The 17,173-nt window shown below is 70.4% G+C and carries 17 protein-coding genes; 10 read left to right on the top strand and 7 right to left on the bottom strand.

Annotated elements, in window-relative coordinates; all coding sequences use genetic code 11:
- Positions 1-176 precede the first annotated feature (176 nt).
- From ACW174_RS05950 to xth, 4 genes are all read left to right on the top strand, one after another.
- Positions 177-2,597 (top strand): FtsK/SpoIIIE family DNA translocase, encoded by a 2,421-nt coding sequence (locus tag ACW174_RS05950; RefSeq protein ID WP_492016788.1) that lies wholly within the window; start codon positions 177-179, stop codon positions 2,595-2,597.
- A 138-nt stretch (positions 2,598-2,735) separates the two neighbouring features.
- Complete coding sequence (locus ACW174_RS05945; protein WP_492016787.1) at positions 2,736-3,404, top strand: LolA family protein; 669 nt, start codon at positions 2,736-2,738, stop codon at positions 3,402-3,404.
- Positions 3,405-3,673: 269 nt separating this feature from the next.
- Positions 3,674-4,621 (top strand): hypothetical protein, encoded by a 948-nt coding sequence (locus ACW174_RS05940; protein WP_492016786.1) that lies wholly within the window; start codon positions 3,674-3,676, stop codon positions 4,619-4,621.
- A 3-nt stretch (positions 4,622-4,624) separates the two neighbouring features.
- On the top strand, positions 4,625-5,419 hold the full coding sequence (gene xth / locus ACW174_RS05935; RefSeq protein WP_492016785.1) for an exodeoxyribonuclease III: 795 nt from the start codon (positions 4,625-4,627) through the stop codon (positions 5,417-5,419).
- Here the strand turns inward: xth and ACW174_RS05930 are convergent.
- Entirely contained in the window at positions 5,416-6,825 is a 1,410-nt protein-coding gene (locus ACW174_RS05930; protein WP_492016784.1) for an SLC13 family permease, read from the bottom strand. The genes xth and ACW174_RS05930 overlap by 4 nt on opposite strands.
- A 90-nt stretch (positions 6,826-6,915) precedes the next feature.
- On the opposite strand from ACW174_RS05930, the gene ACW174_RS05925 reads away from it, so the two are divergent.
- Positions 6,916-7,767 carry a hypothetical protein gene (locus ACW174_RS05925; RefSeq protein ID WP_492016783.1) on the top strand — a complete coding sequence of 284 codons (852 nt, stop codon included), beginning with the start codon at positions 6,916-6,918 and terminating at the stop codon, positions 7,765-7,767.
- Positions 7,768-7,779: 12 nt separating this feature from the next.
- Here ACW174_RS05925 and ACW174_RS05920 read toward each other — a convergent pair whose 3' ends face one another.
- Both ACW174_RS05920 and ACW174_RS05915 read right to left on the bottom strand, forming a co-directional pair.
- Positions 7,780-8,466, bottom strand: a complete 687-nt coding sequence (locus ACW174_RS05920) for a response regulator transcription factor (protein ID WP_492016782.1) — start codon at positions 8,464-8,466, stop codon at positions 7,780-7,782.
- Between the two features lie 63 nt (positions 8,467-8,529).
- Positions 8,530-9,231: a YggS family pyridoxal phosphate-dependent enzyme gene (locus tag ACW174_RS05915; RefSeq protein WP_492016781.1), complete on the bottom strand. Its 702-nt coding sequence runs from the start codon at positions 9,229-9,231 to the stop codon at positions 8,530-8,532.
- Here ACW174_RS05915 and ACW174_RS05910 point away from each other — a divergent pair.
- On the top strand, positions 9,230-9,883 hold the full coding sequence (locus tag ACW174_RS05910; RefSeq protein WP_492016780.1) for a thiamine phosphate synthase: 654 nt from the start codon (positions 9,230-9,232) through the stop codon (positions 9,881-9,883). The genes ACW174_RS05915 and ACW174_RS05910 overlap by 2 nt on opposite strands.
- Here the strand turns inward: ACW174_RS05910 and ACW174_RS05905 are convergent.
- Positions 9,880-10,275 (bottom strand): NtrZ family periplasmic regulatory protein, encoded by a 396-nt coding sequence (locus ACW174_RS05905; RefSeq protein WP_492016779.1) that lies wholly within the window; start codon positions 10,273-10,275, stop codon positions 9,880-9,882. The two genes, ACW174_RS05910 and ACW174_RS05905, sit on opposite strands and share 4 nt — an antisense overlap.
- Before the next feature lie 326 nt (positions 10,276-10,601).
- Between ACW174_RS05905 and ACW174_RS05900 the strand changes: the two genes are divergently transcribed.
- The 4 genes from ACW174_RS05900 to holA all read left to right on the top strand — a co-directional run bounded on the left by ACW174_RS05900 (position 10,602) and on the right by holA (position 15,232).
- Positions 10,602-11,048, top strand: coding sequence for a DUF3576 domain-containing protein (locus ACW174_RS05900; RefSeq protein WP_492016778.1), 447 nt, complete (start codon positions 10,602-10,604; stop codon positions 11,046-11,048).
- 64 nt (positions 11,049-11,112) lie between these two features.
- On the top strand, positions 11,113-13,698 hold the full coding sequence (leuS, locus tag ACW174_RS05895; protein WP_492016777.1) for a leucine--tRNA ligase: 2,586 nt from the start codon (positions 11,113-11,115) through the stop codon (positions 13,696-13,698).
- Positions 13,698-14,183 carry an LPS assembly lipoprotein LptE gene (lptE, locus tag ACW174_RS05890; protein WP_492016776.1) on the top strand — a complete coding sequence of 162 codons (486 nt, stop codon included), beginning with the start codon at positions 13,698-13,700 and terminating at the stop codon, positions 14,181-14,183. The genes leuS and lptE overlap by 1 nt, the downstream gene beginning before the upstream one ends.
- On the top strand, positions 14,180-15,232 hold the full coding sequence (gene holA / locus ACW174_RS05885) for a DNA polymerase III subunit delta (RefSeq protein ID WP_492016775.1): 1,053 nt from the start codon (positions 14,180-14,182) through the stop codon (positions 15,230-15,232). Before lptE ends, holA begins: the two co-directional genes overlap by 4 nt.
- 228 nt (positions 15,233-15,460) lie before the next feature.
- On the opposite strand, the gene ACW174_RS05880 is transcribed toward holA, so the two are convergent.
- Genes ACW174_RS05880 through ACW174_RS05870 form a run of 3 tightly spaced genes read right to left on the bottom strand, consistent with a single transcriptional unit; the run spans position 15,461 to position 17,161 of the window.
- Positions 15,461-15,652 (bottom strand): hypothetical protein, encoded by a 192-nt coding sequence (locus tag ACW174_RS05880; RefSeq protein ID WP_492016774.1) that lies wholly within the window; start codon positions 15,650-15,652, stop codon positions 15,461-15,463.
- The gene (locus ACW174_RS05875; protein WP_492016773.1) at positions 15,649-16,269 is read right to left on the bottom strand and encodes a class I SAM-dependent DNA methyltransferase; all 621 of its coding nucleotides are present in this window, start codon (positions 16,267-16,269) and stop codon (positions 15,649-15,651) included. The genes ACW174_RS05880 and ACW174_RS05875 overlap by 4 nt, the downstream gene beginning before the upstream one ends.
- Position 16,270: 1 nt before the next feature.
- Entirely contained in the window at positions 16,271-17,161 is an 891-nt protein-coding gene (locus ACW174_RS05870) for a ParB/RepB/Spo0J family partition protein (protein ID WP_492016772.1), read from the bottom strand.
- Positions 17,162-17,173: the final 12 nt, after the last annotated feature.

Genomic DNA, 17,173 nt, shown 5'->3' with positions numbered 1-17,173 from the left:
GGTGGATGGCCGGAGCCACAGCCGGTTTTCAAAGGCCGAGCAACGGCGTCCGCGGCATCCAACCACTAACCACTAACCACTAATCACTTCCCCGCACCGCCTCTGGTAAACGGCCCTTAACCCTCTCGGGCCGACAACACGGGCTCCGACGTCCCGCTCCCGGAGTCCGCATCCCTATGTCCGCCGCCCTCGCCATCGGCCAACGCGCCTGGGTCAGCGCCCGCATCCTGTGGGACGCGCCCTTCGTCGTGCGCTTCCGCGGCGTGCTGCAGGCCCTGCTGGCGACCCTGCTGGTGGTGGCGCTGATCTCGTGGAATCCGGCGGACCCCAGCCTGAACGCCGCCTCCGCCGCCGCCCCGACCAACTGGCTGGGCGCCAACGGGGCGATGTTCGCCGACCTGTTCATGCAGTCGCTGGGCCTGGGCGCCTGGCCCGCCGCCCTGCTGCTGATCGCCTTCGGTCTGGCGGGCGCCATCGGCGATGCGATCCAGCAGCGCCTCAAGCCCACGCCGCTGAAGACCCTGTCCGCGACCTTCGGGGTGCTGGCCCTTTCCGCCGGCCTCTCGGCCCTGACCCATCCCGCCGCCTGGCCGCTGGCCAGCGGCCTCGGCGGTCTGTGGGGCGACGCCGTCGTCGGCCTGCTGAAGATGGCCTGCGCCGCCCTGCGCATCGGCGGCGCCGCCATCATCGGGGCCCTGCTGTTCCTGCCGCTGGGCCTGTGGGGCATCGGCTACGCCGTCGGCCTGAGACTGGCCGATCTGGGCGAGGCCTTCGCCTGGACCCACCGCCGCCGCCCCGCCCTCCGGTCCGACCGGGCCCCCGATCCGCGCGCGCGCCGCGAGGCCGCGCCCAAACCCTCGCCCCGGCCGCGCCCGGCCCCGGAGCCGGAAGCCGAGGCCGAGCCGGTCTATACCCCCGTCGCGCTGGACGCCGACGCGGACGGCGCCCCGCCGTGGGATGAGCCCGCCCCCCCGCCCGCCCCGGCCCGCGCCGCGCCCGAGCCCCGGGTCGCCGCCACCAAGGCGCCCAAGGCTTCGCGCCGCGAGATCGACGACAGTCAGGGCGCCTTCGACTTCGCCCGGTCGTCCTCCACCGACGGCTTCGACCTGCCGCCGCTGGGCATGCTGACCAAACCGTCCAAGCGCGTCGCCTCGGTCGACGAAGAGGCGCTCAAGCAGAACGCCAAGATGCTGGAAGGCGTGCTTCAGGAGTTCGGCGTGCGCGGCGTGATCGACCAGATCCGCCCCGGCCCGGTTGTCACCCTGTACGAACTGGTCCCCGCCCCCGGCGTGAAGCACGGCCGCGTCGTCGCCCTGTCGGACGACATCGCCCGCTCCATGTCCGCCCGCGCCTGCCGCATCTCCGTGGTTCAGGGCCGCAACGCCATCGGCATCGAACTGCCCAACGCCAAGCGCGAGACCGTCTATCTGCGGGATCTGCTGGCCTCGACCGAATACGACAAGCCCACCAACCTGCTGCCGCTGGCGCTGGGCGAGACCATCGGCGGCGAGCCCTATGTCGCCGACCTGGCGCGCATGCCCCACCTGCTGATCGCGGGCACCACCGGCTCGGGCAAGTCGGTCGGGGTCAACGCCATGATCCTGTCGATCCTCTACAAGCTGACGCCGGCCCAGTGCCGCTTCATCATGATCGACCCCAAGATGCTGGAGCTCAGCGTCTATGACGGCATCCCGCACCTGCTGGCCCCGGTCGTCACCGATCCCAAGAAGGCCGTCGTCGCGCTGAAGTGGACCGTGCGCGAGATGGAGGACCGCTATCGCCGGATGTCCAAGCTCGGCGTGCGCAACATCGCCAGCTACAACGACCGCGCCCGCGAGGCCCAGGCCAAGGGCGAGCATTTCGAACGCACCGTCCAGACCGGCTTCGACGAGCAGGGTCGCCCGGTCTATGAATCCGAGAAGATCCGCCCCGAGCCCCTGCCCTATCTGGTCGTGGTCATGGACGAGATGGCCGACCTGATGCTGGTCGCGGGCAAGGATGTGGAGGGCGCCGTCCAGCGTCTGGCCCAGATGGCCCGCGCCGCCGGCATCCACCTGATCATGGCGACGCAACGCCCGTCGGTCGACGTCATCACCGGCACCATCAAGGCGAACTTCCCCACCCGGATCTCCTTCCAGGTCACGTCCAAGATCGACAGCCGCACCATCCTGGGCGAGCAGGGCGGCGAACAGCTGCTGGGTCAGGGCGACATGCTCTATATGGCCGGCGGCGGCCGCATCACCCGCCTGCACGGCCCGTTCGTGGACGACAAGGAGGTCGAGGACGTCTGTCGTCACCTGAAGGCCCAGGCCGAGCCCGACTATCTGGATCTGATCACCGACGACCCCGACGGCGACAGCGACAACGCCATCGGCGACGAAGGCGGCGGCGGCTCCGGCGACGACCTCTACGACCGCGCCGTGGCCGTGGTCACCCGCGATCGCAAGGCCTCGACCAGCTATGTCCAGCGCCGCCTGCAGGTCGGCTACAACCGCGCTGCCTCCCTGATCGAGCGCATGGAGCAGGAAGGCGTCGTCAGCCCCGCCAACCACGCCGGCAAGCGCGATGTTCTGGCCGGCCCGCCGCCGATGGGGTGACGAAGGCCGGCAACGCTCTGTTCTCGACCGCGTTGATTGGCCCGCTGTCCGGGGTGAAGCTGAACAGGGCTTCATCGCAGCGCCGGAATATGGTCTGGCTTGGGTCACGCCCCTGACAGACATGACCTGCAAGACGGCATGATCGACAACCATCCCGAACGGGAGAAGACCCTGATGACCGTCTCACGCCGCGCTTTCGCGCTGGGTTCCGCCGCTGTCGCCGCCGTCGCGGCCCTGCCCGCCCACGCCCAGGCGGGCCTGTCCGCCGAGGATCAGGCCACGCTCCGGCAGGCCCAGACCTACCTGCAGGGCCTGACCTCCGCCCAGGGGACCTTCACCGAGGTGTCCGGTCCGCAGTCGCGCGCCGGCCGCTTCTATCTGCAGCGTCCGGGCAAGATGCGGTTCGAATACACCAACCCCGCCGGCCTGCTGGTCGTCTCGGACGGCTACAATGTGAAGCGCTACGATCCGCGCCTGAACAATTTCCAGCAGGTGCCGCTGGGCCAGACGCCGCTGTCGACCTTCCTCGCGCGCAATGTGCGGCTGGACCAGGGTGTCCGCATCGACCGCGTGACGCGCATGCAGTCGGGCGCCTTCGCCATCACCGCCCGCGACGCCCGCCGCCCGAACGACGGCCAGATCATCCTGTCCTTCGCCGGCAGCCCGGTGCGTCTGTACGAGTGGACCATCATCGACGCCCAGGGCGCTCGCACCACCACCCGGCTGGCCACGCTCCAGCCCGCCTCCGGCCTGGCCGCCAGCCTGTTCCAGCTGCGCGACCCGACCCGCCGCCCCGGCCGCAACTAGGTCTGGACGCGGAGGATTTCGCCCGTCGAGGGAAGCGTTGCCGTATCGACACGGCGCGCCGCCCGCGTCAAACGCCTTGACGTTTTCTCTGCGCCGTGACACGAAAGTCACAGATCGGTGGGAGCCGATCTGAACCGCTACGGATTTCATCCCCTTCCCGGCGGCGAGAGAGAGACGAACTTCCAGCGCCCGGTCGCCCCGCGATCGGGCGCTTTTTTGTCTGCCGTCCAAGGGCTGTTCGCCGCCCCAACGGCATTGTACGGACGGACATGTCCGCCGCCTCCCGTTACCTGACCTGGCTCAGCGCCGCGCTCGTCCTGCCCGGCCCGGATGGCCGGTCGGGCGACGGCCATCCGCACGCGGTCATGGGCTATGCGACGGGCTATGCGGCGGCGGATCTGATGCCCTTCGTCCGCTCGCTGCGCGCCTGTTTCGGGGGTGAGATCGTCCTCGCCGCCGACGACCGGCCCGATATCCGGGCCCTTTTCGCGGAATACGCCGTGACGGCCGCCCCGCCGCCGGCCCCGGCGGGCTGGTCCCCCCACCCGGTCATGGAGCGTTTCGCCGCCTATGACGCCTGGCTGAGCGCCCGTCCGTGGGTCGAGACGGTGCTGCTGACGGACGTTCGCGATGTCATCTTCCAGAGCGATCCCTTCGCCCGCCCGGCGCAGGGGCTGGAGGTCTTCATCGAAAGCGAGGGGTCGACGCTCAGGGACCATCGCTTCGACCAGAAATACCTGAGGGCGCTCGTGGGCCCCGCGGTCGCCGCGCGGATCGACGACTGCCCCTGCCTCTGCGTCGGCACCGTCTTCGGCGACGCCGCCGCCGCTCGTCGCCTGTGCAAGGCCATCCTGCTGCTGGCGGCCATCCCCCGGTCCGGGATCGGCGGAATTTTCGGCGCCGACCAGGCGGCCTGCAACCTCGCGGTTCATCTGGGTCTGGTCGAGGCCGACATTCGCCCCAACTACGACCGGGTCGCCACCATCGGGGACCGGGCCCGGCCGGCGCTGCGCCCCGACGGCCTGATCGCCAACCCCGACGGCTCCGCCAGCCCGGTGGTGCATCAGTATGACCGGCACCCGATCCTCGCCGACGCCGTGCGCGCGCGCTGGGGCGCGCCGGACCACTGCGTCGTCAGGGGCCGCACCAAATCCCTGTCCGAAAGACTCGGCCGGCTCGCCGTTTCGGTCGCCCGCCGCCTGCCGGAGCTGCGCTAGCCCATGCTTCGTATCGCCACCTGGAACATCAACTCCGTCCGCCTGCGCGCCGACCAGGTTTCCCGCTTCGTCGCCGAGAGCGGGACCGACGTCCTGTGCCTGCAGGAGATCAAATGCCTGGAGGACCAGTTTCCCCGGGCCGCCTTCGAGGCCATGGGCCTGCCGCACCTGAAGATCGGCGGCCAGAAGGGCTGGCACGGCGTCGCCATCGCCAGTCGCAAGCCGATCACCGAGGCCCCGAAGCTGGACGTCTGCCGCGAGGGCCACGCCCGTTGCGTCGGCGTGGTGGTCGACGGCGTCGAGATCCAGAATTTCTACATCCCCGCCGGCGGCGACATCCCCGACCGCGCCCTGAACCCCAAGTTCGATCACAAGCTGGACTTCTACGAACGCCTGACCGCCGACATGGCGACCCGCGACAGACAGCGCCCGCTGGTTCTGGCCGGCGACTTCAACATCGCGCCGGGTGAGAACGACGTCTGGAACCACCGCTATATGTCGAAGGTGGTCAGCCATACGCCGATCGAGATCGAGACCCTGCGCCGCCTCCAGGACGCCGGCGACTTCACCGACGTCCTGCGCGACCAGATCCCCGAACCGACCAAACTGGCCAGCTGGTGGAGCTATCGCGCCGCCGACTTCCGCAAGTCCAACCGCGGCCTGCGGCTGGACCACCTGTGGACCTCGCCCGGCCTGACCGGCGCGGTGAAACCGGGCAGCGCCCGCATCCACGACGACGTCCGCGCCTGGGAACAGCCCAGCGACCACGCGCCGGTGACCATGGATCTGGACGTCTAGAAGGGGAAGAAGATCGGGATGGCGATCATGGCCGCGATCCAGGTGACCAGGTTCAGCGGCGCCCCGACCTTGACGAAATCCATGTAGCTGTAGCCGCCCATCTGGAAGACCAGGACATTGGTCTGATAGCCGAAGGGCGTGGCGAAGGCCGCCGAGGCGGCCATCATGACGCAGACCAGGAAGGGCCGCGGATCGACGCCGAGGCTCTCGGCCAGGGCCACGGCGATCGGGGTGATCAGCACCGCCACCGTGGCGTTGGACAGCAGCTCCGTCGCGAACAGGGTCACGCCGTACAGCACGATCAGGGCGCCCAGGGGCCCCAGCGGCTGGATCACGCCGATCAGGCTCGCCGCCCCCGCCGCCGCCAGACCGGTCACCTCGATGGCGATGCCGATCACCACCATGCCGGCGATCAGCAGCAGGATTTCGGGCCTCAGGCCCGCATAGGCTTCCTCGGCCGTGATGACCCTCAGCAGGATCAGGGCCACCGCGCCGGCGAAGGCCGAGGCGGCGATCGGGACCAGACCCAGGCCGGCGGCCGCCACGACCGCCACGAAGATCCCCAGCGCGATCAGGGCGCGGCGCAGGTCGAACGGACGATCGGCCGCGCCGAACAGGGCCACATCCCCGAAATGGGCGTCGCCCGACCCGTCCCGGTGGGTCCGCGCCTCGCCGAGCCGGGGCAGGCCGAAGGGCAGGCGCAGGCGACGCTTCGCCCGGCGTTGCGTCTCGGCGTCCCGCCGCGCCTCCTCCAGCGCCGCCAGACGCGCGACCTCGGCCTCATCGGCCTGGACCGACTTGCCCAGCTGACGGGCCCCGACGAAATACAGCCAGGCCCCGCCGGCGAGCGCGACCATCAGGCCAACCGGAGTGATCTCGAACAGGCCGAACACGGGCTGGCCGGCGTTTCGCGCCATGTCGTTGACCAGCAGGTTGGTCGAGGTGCCGATCAGGGTCAGCAGGCCGCCCATGACTGTGACGTGGCTGAGCGGCATCAGGAAACGTTTGGGCGACAGTTTCAGCGAGGTGGCCACGTCGCGGATGACCGGCGCGGCCAGCACCACCACCGGCGTATTGTTCAGGAAGCCCCCGACCGACCCGCACAGGCCGATGACGATCCAGATGCCGCGCGCCCCGATCCGGGCGGCCAGCCGCGTCGCCTGCCGGATCATCAGCCCCAGCAGACCCGACAGCTCGATGGCGTAGGCGATGACGAACAGACCGGCGAGGGCGATGACCGCGGGGCTTGCGAAGGCCGACTGCACCTCCACCGGCCGCACGACGCCCAGCAGCAGCAGGGTCGCGGCCCCGGTCAGGGCCACGACGTCGGCCCGCACCCGACCATGGATCAGAACCCCGACCACGGTCACCAGGACCGCGAGGGCGGCGATTTGGTCGAACGTCATGCCCCTTCCGACCCTCCGGCGTCCGTCCCGTCAACCCCTCCGTTACGGCCAAGGTCGAGATTCCAGCGCCTGACGTGCTAGCCTTGTTCCATGTCTGACGAAGCCGTGACCGCCCGCCCCGCCGGCCTGCTCCCGATCACCGGCGCCATCGCCCTGGCTCTGTCCCTGTCCGCCTGCGACCGGACGGACCCGCCCGCCCCGGCTCCGGCGCCGGCGCCGGCCCCGGCCCCCGCCGCGCCCCCGGCCACCGATCCGGTTCTGGACCGCGCCGCCATCCTGACCGGCATCGACGCCGCCGCCTCCGACGCCGCCCTCGGCCGGGCCGCGCCCGCCGGGACCGATCCCCTGGCCGATCGCCGGTTCCGGATGCGGATCGCCTTCGGCTGCCAGGGCCCCACGCCCGTTCCGCCCGGGGCAGTTCCCGACACCGGCGCGCCCGGCTGGAGCCGGAGCGATGACGGCAAGACCGTGCGGCTCCGCTTCACGCCCGCGGACTGGACCGGCGGCGGCCCGGCGGGTCCGGCGGTCGAGGGCTTCGAAAGCGTCGGCGGCGTCTGGATCAACCAGCCGTGGATCCGGACCGCGGATTGCCCGGCGGCCGCGCCCGCGCCCGTGACGGGCGCACCGGCCCTCCCCGCCGCGCCGACCGTCGGCCTCGCCCTGCTGAGAGCGGACGGCGCATCCCGTCTGGGTCGGGATGACAGTCGCGCCTTCACCTACACCGTCCGCGGCGAGGGCGACGCCCCGGCGCCGGACCCCGTCAAGGGCTACCGTCTGGTTCTGGAGGGGCGGCTGACGCCCTGGGCCGGCGGTCGCGTCGTCCGCTGCGCCGCCGCCCGCCCCGGGGCGCGCCCGACCTGCGTGGCCGGCGTGGTCATCGACCGTCTGGCCTATGAGGACGGCGCCACGGGCGAAACCCTGGGCGAGTGGCGTCCGGGCTGAGGCCGATCGGCCTTACGGCTGAAGCCGGTATCCGCCCGCGTCGGTCAGCAGCAGCCGGGCCTGACCGGGCTCGGGCTCGATCTTCTGGCGCAGGCGATAGATGTGGGTTTCCAGCGTGTGGGTCGTGACCCCGGCGTTATAGCCCCACACCTCGGTCAGCAGCTCCTCGCGCGACACGGCCTTGGCCCCGGCGCGATACAGGTACTTGAGGATGTTGGTCTCTTTTTCCGTCAGCCGGACCTTCTTGCCCTTGTCGTCCACCAGCACCTTGGCGGCGGGACGGAACTCATAGGGCCCGATGCGGAAGACGGCGTCCTCCGACTGTTCGTGGCTGCGCAGATGGGCGCGGATGCGCGCCAGAAGCACGGCGAAGCGGAAGGGCTTGGTCACATAGTCATTGGCCCCGGACTCCAGCCCCAGCACCGTGTCGGAATCCGACGACTGGGCGGTCAGCATGATGATCGGGGTCGAGACGCCGTCCTTGCGCAGCAGGCGACAGGCCTCGCGGCCGTCCATGTCCGGCAGGTCGACATCCAGCAGGATCAGGTCGGCGCGGACCTCGCGGCCCATTCTAACGCCTTCGGTGGCGGTCGAAGCCTGCACCGGACGGAAGGCCTCGTGCAGGGCCAGCTGCTCGGCCAACGCCTCGCGCAGGTCGTCGTCGTCGTCGATGATGAGGATCGTCTTGGGCGTCGGCATGGGTTCAACAATGGAGAGCGCCGGTCCAAACGCCAAGGGCGCCGGTCGGTGCGAGAGTGATTTTCAGTCCTGAGAGGCGGTTTCGACGGCTTTTCGTTCCCCGAACAGGGCCGAACCGATGCGAACATGGGTCGCGCCGAACCGGATCGCGACCTCATGGTCCCCGCTCATCCCCATCGACAGGGTGTCCAGACCGTTGCGGCGGGCGATCTTGCGCAGCAGGGCGAAATGCAGGCCCGGCGCCTCGTCCGCCGGCGGAATGCACATCAGCCCGTCGACGGTCAGGCCCGCGTCCCGCGCCTGGGCGATCAGGGCGTCGGCGTCCTCGGGCAGGACCCCGGCCTTCTGCGGCTCGGCCCCGGTGTTGACCTGCACCAGCACGCGCGGGCGCCGTCCGGTCTTCCGGATCTCCGCCGCCAGCGCCTCGACCAGCCTCGGCCGATCCACCGTCTCGATCACGTCGAACAGGGCGACCGCATCGGCGACCTTGTTGGTCTGCAGCGGTCCGATCAGGCGCAGCTCCAGCCCCGGCGTGTCCCGGCGCGACGCCCAGTGCGCCTGGGCCTCCTGCACCCGGTTCTCGCCGAACACCCTCTGGCCGGCGGCCAGGGCCGGGTCCAGCGCCGCATCAGGCTGGGTCTTGGTCACGGCGGTCAGGGTGACCGTCGCCGCGTCCCGCCCGGCGATCCGGCAAGCCCGGGCGATCCTGCGGTGCACGACGTCGAAGCTGGACGCGATGGAGAGATCGGGGGATGAGGAGGTCATGAACCGTTCGGACGCGGACACCTTGTGGCGGGTCGCCGGCTGTCTAGCCCGGGAAGCGGCCAAAGTCAGCCGTGCGGCGGATCGTCCACGCCCCAATCTGCCGCCGCTGCTGTTCTTCACCGACCCGGACCGCACGCCTGAGCCCTGGGCGGTGGCCGCGCGACTGCCGGTCGGATCGGGCGTCGTCTATCGTCATTTCGGCGCGCCCGACGCCCTTGAGACGGCGCGACGCCTGCGTCAGGCGACCCGCGCCCGCGACGGCCTGCTGCTGATCGGTCGCGATGCGGAGCTGGCCCACGCGGTCGGGGCCGACGGCGTCCATCTGCCCGAGGCGATGATCGGCGCGGCGGCGGGGCTGGCCGAACGCCATCCCGGCTGGACCCTGACCGCCGCCTTCCACGCCCTGTCCTCCCTGCCGGACCTGACGGGTCTGGACGCCCTCGTCGTCTCCCCCGTCTTTCCGGCGGGCGGGACGTCGGCGGGCAAGGCCCCGCTCGGCGTCGAGCGACTCAAGGCTCTGACCGCCGCCACGGACCGGCCGGTCTACGCCCTGGGGGGCCTGGATGCGTCAAACGCCCCGCAGCTGATCGGCTCGGGCGTCTACGGGATGGCGGGGGTGGGGTCGTTCCGCGCGGCCTTCGGGCCGGATTAGAAGCGGAAGATCGATTCCAGGCGGAAGCGGGCGGTCGGACGCTCGGTCTGCGGCGCGCGGGCCGGGTCCCGTTCCGTCTCGGCCAGACCGGCGGCGGCGCCGACGCGCAGGCGCGGGTTGACGCGGTAATAGGCGCCGGCCTCGACGTCGCCCAGACTGTCCTCGCGGCCGACGGGCTGGTTCAGGTTCAGGTCCAGACCCCAACGCCCCCGCTCCGTGAAGCGCAGACGGCTCTGACCGGCGGGCGGGGTGGTGGCGCGGGCGGCGCTCGCTTCGCTGAGGGACACGGCGGGCGCGCGGTTGCGCGACGTCGTCTGGGCCGACGCGACGTCGGCGAGGCCGACAAGGGCGAGCCCCGCGACCAGTCCAGCGATGACGGCGCTCTTGCGCATGTCCTGCCCTTTATGTCGCGACGGGGGTCCCGGCGCGATCCGTTGTCAGCAAGTAGTCATTGCTGCCCAGCCCGGTCAACGAAACTGCACCGTAGAATGTCGGTTCCACGCGACTCAGGCGGACTCCTGTGGCGCGAGCGTCACGGCTTCCGGCGCACGCGCCGCCTCTTCGACACATCACCGCGCCGCTTCGTGACCGTTCCGCCTTGTCATCGCCCCTTTTCGCCGTGTTATAGAGCCTCGCTTCGGTATCGACCCGCCCGCGGGCGAGCCGGCGCGTGCGTTGGAAGGGTCCGACGCGCGTCCGTTCGAATGGAGAACTCTCTATGGTGCTGGTTCGCGGCGCAGCGGTCGCCCTGATCGCTTCCGGTCTGATGCTGGGTGCGTGCACCCTGCCGAAACTGCCCGGCATGGGCTCCTCGAACGCGGCGCGTCCTGCCGCCCAGACCGGCATCGGCGTCAACGCCTATCTGTGGCGCGCGACCCTCGACACCCTGTCCTTCATGCCGCTGGCCAACGCCGACCCGTGGGGCGGCGTGATCAATTATGACTGGTACGCCGACCCGCAGACGCCGGGCGAGCGGTTCAAGGCGACCGTCTTCATCCTCGACACCCGCCTGCGCGCCGACGCCCTGAACGTCACCGTGACCAAGGAAGTGCGCGGCGCGGACGGTCAATGGGTCGGCGCCCCGGTCGCCGCCCAGACGGAAACCGATCTGGAAAACGCGATCCTGACCAAGGCGCGTCAACTCAACCTCCAGAACGCCGGCTAAGCTTTTCTCACGACCACAGCCTCCTTCAGGCGCGCCCTTAAGGAGCGATGCCTGAAGGATTCCCGTGGCCCGCTACGAGCCCAAGACCGCCGAACCCCGCCAGCAGGCCCGCTGGGCGGAGGCTGACGCCTTCCGCACCCCGACCGAGGGGACCGGCAAGCCGAAATACTACGTCCTGGAGATGTTCCCCTATCCGTCGGGCAACATCCACATGGGCCACGCCCGCAACTACGTCATGGGCGACGTCGTCGCGCGGTCGAAGCGGGCGCAGGGCTTCGATGTCCTGCATCCCATGGGCTGGGACGCCTTCGGCCTGCCGGCCGAGAACGCCGCCATCGAACGCGGCATCCATCCCGGCGACTGGACCTGGTCCAACATCGCCGCCATGCGCGACCAGCTGAAACTGCTGGGCCTGTCGCTGGACTGGAGCCGCGAGTTCGCCACCTGCGACCCGGCCTACTACGGCAAGCAGCAGGCCTGGTTCCTGGAACTGCTCAAGCGCGGCCTCGTCTATCGCAAGGACTCGGTGGTCAACTGGGATCCGATCGACAACACCGTCCTGGCCAATGAGCAGGTGGTGGACGGCCGCGGCTGGCGCTCGGGCGCCCTGGTCGAGAAGCGCAAGCTGAACCAGTGGTTCCTGCGCATCACCGACTACGCCGACGACCTGATCGAGGGCCTGAAGGACCTGGAAGGCCGCTGGCCCGACAAGGTCCGCCTGATGCAGGAGAACTGGATCGGCAAGAGCCGGGGCGCGACCCTGTGGTGGACCATCGCCGAGGCGCCGGACTTCCTGCCGGAGTCCCCCGCCGGCGAGCCCAACCACGCCCGCGATCCGGTCGAGGTCTACACCACCCGGCCCGACACCCTGTTCGGGGCCAGCTTCCTGGCCCTGGCGGCGGATCACCCGCTGACCCGGGCCGTCGCCGAACACCGGCCCGACGTCGCCGACTTCATCGCCACCTGCGCGCGCTCGGGCACCAGCGAGGCCGATATCGAGAAGGCCGAGAAGCTGGGCGTCGATCTGGGCATCCGGGTCCGGCACCCGTTCGATCCCGACCGCACCGTGCCCGTCTGGGCGGCCAATTTCGTGCTCTCGACCTATGGCTCGGGCGCCATCTTCGGCTGCCCGGCGCACGACCAGCGCGACTTCGAATTCGCCACCAAATACGGCCTGCCCATCCTGCCGGTCGTCAAACCGGACGGCGCCGGCGACGACTTCGCGGTCGGCGACGAGGCCTATACCGGCCCGGGCGCCATCTTCCAGTCCGACTTCCTCGACGGCCTGACCGTCGAGGCCGCCAAGGCCGAGGCCATCGCCCGTCTGGAAGCCGCCGGTCAGGGCAAGGGCGCCACCCTCTACCGCCTGCGCGACTGGGGCGTCAGCCGCCAGCGCTACTGGGGATGTCCCATCCCTGTGATCCACTGCGACGCCTGTGGCGCGGTGCCCGCCACCGACCTGCCGGTCGAGCTGCCCAAGGACGTCACCTTCGACAAGCCGGGCAACCCGCTGGATCGCCACCCGACCTGGAAGCACGTCAAATGTCCGACGTGTCACGGTGATGCGACCCGCGAGACCGACACCTTGGACACCTTCGTGGACTCGAGCTGGTATTTCGCCCGCTTCACCGATCCGACGGCGGCCGAGCCGATCTCGCAGAGCGCCGCCGACCACTGGCTGCCGGTCGATCAGTATATCGGCGGCGTCGAGCACGCCGTCCTCCACCTGCTCTACGCCCGCTTCATCAGCCGCGCCCTGTCCGACGCCGGCCTGATGACGGTCCGGGAGCCCTTCGCCGGCCTTTTCACCCAGGGGATGGTGGTCCACGAGACCTACCGCCGCGCCGACGGCGCCTGGGTCGAGCCGACCGACGTCGAGCTGTCCAACGACAACGGCGTCCGCTCGGCCCGTCAGCTCTCCACCGGCGAGACCCTGACCATCGGCGACATCGAGAAGATGTCGAAGTCGAAGAAGAACGTGGTCGCCCCGCAGGAGATCGTCGAGACCTGGGGCGTCGACGCCGGCCGCCTGTTCGTCCTCTCCGACAGCCCGCCCGAGCGGGACGTGCAATGGACCTCCGGCGGCGTCGAGGGCGCCAGCCGCTTCGTCCAGCGCGTCTGGGCCGAGGTCGACGGCCATGACCCCGCCTTCGCCGGCGAGCCCGAGGCCAACGCGTCCCTGCTGCGCGAGACCCACAAGGCCATCAAGGCGGTGTCGGAAGGCATCACCGGCTTCCGCTTCAACTCGGCCATCGCCAAGCTCTATGCCTTCGTCGCCACCGTGCGCGATCATCCGAAGGCGGGGGGCGAGGCCCGCCGTCAGGCCCTGTCGGCCCTGCTGCGTCTGGTCGCCCCCTTCACCCCCCACCTGGCCGAGGAAGGCTGGACGCGACTGGGCGAAGAGGGGATGATCCTCGACGCGCCCTGGCCGGAGTATGATCCGGCGCTGGCGGCCGACGACGAGGTCACCCTGCCCATCCAGGTCAACGGCAAGCGCCGCGGCGAGATCCGCGTCGCCCGCGGTCTGGAGCCGGCGGCGGTCGAGGCCCTCGTCCTCGCCGATCCGGAGGTTCAGGCGCGTCTGGAGGGTCTGACCGTGAGGAAGATCGTGGTGGTCAAGGATCGCATCGTCAACGTGGTGGTCGCCTGATGCGCCGCCTGATCCTTCCTCTTGTCGCAGCTTCGGGACTTGTCCTGTCCGCCTGCGGCTTCACCCCCCTGTACGGCGACGCCGGCGCGGGTTCGTCCCTGTCGCGCATCGCCGTGACCACCCAGGACGACCGCCTCGGCTATCGCGTGCGGGAACAGCTTGAGGACGCCCTCGGCCGCGACGCCGGACAGGCCCCGCAATGGCGTCTGCAGACCACCCTGGACCAGTCCCGTCGCCCGCTCGGTCGCCGGATCGACGACACGGCCACCCGCTATGAGCTGACCGTGCGCGGCAGCTGGACCCTGACCCCGGTCAGCGGCCTCGGCACGCCCATCGCCGGCGTCGAGACCGTGACCACCACCTACGCCGCCGCCGACCAGCCCTACGCCGCCATCGCCGCCCAGCAGGACGGCGAGGAGCGCGCGGCGGCCGAGCTGGCCCGGCTGATCCGTCTCGACCTCCTGCGGGCCCTGTCCGCCCCGTGATCCTCGCGAAACGGCCGGAGGTCGATCGCTTCCTGAAGACGCCGGACCGGGGCGTGCGCGCCGCCGTCATCCATGGCAAGGACCGGTCGGGCGTCGCCGAACGCGCCGAAATGCTGTGCAGGGCCATCACGCCCGACCTGAACGACCCGTTCAACGTCACCCTGCTGACCGACAGCGACATCGACGGCGACGAGGCCCGGCTGGACGAGGCCCTGACCGCGCTCAGCATGATCGGCGGCCGCCGTCTGGTGCGCGTGCGCCTCTCGGCCGAGAAGGCCTCGATCGACAAAATGCTGGCCGCCGCGCTGAAGCGCCACGCCGCCGGCGACTTCAATCCCGACTGCATGCTGGTCGTCGAGGCCGGGGCGCTGGGCCGCGACTCCGCCCTGCGCAAGGCCGCCGAGGCCGACAAGGCCGCCGTCGGCATCGCCTGCTACGAGGACGAGACCGGCGACGTGGCCCGCATGACGCGCGAGGCCCTGGCCGGCGACAAGGTCGGGCTGACGCAGGACGCGCTGGACCGCTTCGTCTCCCGCCTGCCCCGCGAACGCGGCCTGATGCGGCAGGAGATCGAACGGCTGATCCTCTACATCGGCCCGGGCAGCAGCCGCACCATCGACACGCCCGAGCTGGAGCTGCATCTGGGCGTCGAACCCGACGCCTCCCTGCAGGACGCCGCCCTCCAGGCCTTCGGCGGCCGCCCCGCCCCCGCCCAATCCGGCCTGCGCCGCGCCTTCGCCGAGGGCGAAAGCCCTGTCATGGCGGTGAGACAAGCCTCGATCCACCTGGGAAAACTCCGCCGGATCAACATCCTGCAGGGCAACGGAGCTAACGCCAAGGAGGCCGCCAAGGCCGCCGGCGTGTTCTGGAAACAGGAGGGCGAAATGCTGCGTCAGGCCCGCAACTGGCGTCTGGAAGACCTCGACAAGGTCCTCGACAGCGTCAACGCCGCCGACATCGCCACCAAGACCACGGGCTCGCCCGACCAGCTGATCGCGGAACGCCTGCTGCTGGAGATCTCCGCGCGGGCGCGGCGTCTGGGGCTCTAACCCCTCCACCATGCTTCGCCTGCGGCTCGCATGGTCCCCCTCCCCACCTTCGGTGGAGAGGTGAGTGTGCGGTTCACCTCTCCACGGAGTGGGGAGGTGGCGCGGCGCGCCTTCGCGCCGTGACGGAGGGGTCTACCTCTCCACGCAGTGGGGAGGTGGCTCGACGGCGGAGCAGGAGAGACGGAGGGGTCTATTTCGCAGGCGAAGCAGGGTGGAGGGGTCGAGGCGTCAGCCCCGCTTCGACGCCTTGCGGAAGGCCGGCTTGTTGGCCGCCGCGCTCTGGTGGGCGCTGGCCTTCTCGGCGTGTTGCGCGGGCTTGAAGCCGCCGCCGCCGGAGGCGGGCTTGCCGGCTCCGGCCTTCTTGGCGGCCAGCGCCTTCTTCATGGCTTCGGCGGTCGGGTTGGTCGGCTTGTCGGTCATTGCGCCATCGTGCCACCTCGGAGCCGACAGAGCCAGACCGTCGCCTCTCCTCGCGCAGAATCGCCCACGACAGGGTCGATCACACTGAAGCCCCCGGCGTCCAGACCGGCCCGATAGTCCGCTGTCGACAGGCTGGCGTGATACAGGGGCTCGCCTCGCCACTCGCCGATCCGCTCGCCGTCCTCGTCTCCCGAGGTGAACATCAGCACCCCGCCGGGCTTCAGGTGACGTGCGAACACCGTCACCAGGGCGCGCTGGTCCGGGCGGCTCAGATGAAAGCTGCTGTTCCAGGCGATCAGGCCGTCGAACCGCCGCCCCAGATCCAGCCCGCGCATGTCGGCGTTGATCCAGTCCTGATCGGCAAAGCGGGCGCGGCAAAGGGCGATCAACCCCGGCGCCGCATCCACGCCCGTCACCGCCCTGCCCTGTGCAATCAGATAGCGAGCGATCGGCTCGCCCGAGCCGCAACCCAGGTCTAGAACCGACCCGGAGCGCGGGACATGGGCGAGAAAACGATCCAGCCAGGGTCTCTCTGTCAGGTCACGCCCGCGATCGGAGTCCCAATCCGCGGCCCGGCGGCTGTAGAGATCGATGATCCCGTCCGCCGGCGACGGCATGTCAGCCACGCATCAGGCGGCGGCACAGGTCGTCCAGCTGCTCCAGCGTACCGTAGCGGATGGTGATCTCGCCCTTGCCGCCCTTGTCGGCCAGCTGGACCTTGAGGCCCAGCGCATCGGCCAGATCCTGTTCCAGCGCCGCCACATCGGCCGAGCCTTCGCCCGATGCGGTCGCGGCCCGGGCCTTGGTGGGCTTCGGCCCCTCGGCGACGCGACGCGCCAGCGCCTCGACCTGACGGACGTTCAGCCCCTCGCGCCAGGCCTGTTCGGCCAGCTCGCCCGCGTTCGGGACCGTGATCAGGGCGCGCGCGTGCCCCGCCGACAGCTTGCCTTCGCGCACATAGGCCAGCACCTCCTCCGGCAGCTGCAGCAGGCGCAGGGTATTGGCCACATGGCTGCGGCTCTTACCGACAATGCCCGCCACCGCGTCCTGGGTGCGGCCGAACCGCTCCATCAGCAGCCGATAGGCGTCGGCCTCTTCCAGCGGGTTCAGGTCCGCGCGCTGGACGTTTTCAATAATGGCGACCTCGAACACCTCGACGTCGTCCATCTCGCGCACGACGATCGGCACCTCGGTCAGGCGGGCCATCTGCGAGGCGCGCCAGCGGCGTTCCCCGGCGATGATCTGCCAGACGCCGTCCTCTCCGGGCTGCGAGCGCACCAGAATCGGCTGCAGCACGCCCTTGTCGCGGATCGAGGCGGCCAGTTCCTCCAGCACATCGGGCGTGAAGATCTTGCGCGGCTGGTCCGGGTTGGGCTTCAGGCTTTCGATCGGGGCGATGCGCACGCCGGCGGGCGGCGGCGCCGAACCGTCGACGGCCACGGCCTCGACGGCCTGCTCTCCCAGAAGGGCTGACAATCCCCGGCCCAGACCGCGCTGACGTTCGCTCAAGATACTGATTCC

This window comes from Brevundimonas sp. AVps31 (assembly GCF_058681355.1).
Note: the sequence above shows the minus strand (reverse complement) of the source record. Positions and strands in the feature narration are given on the sequence as shown.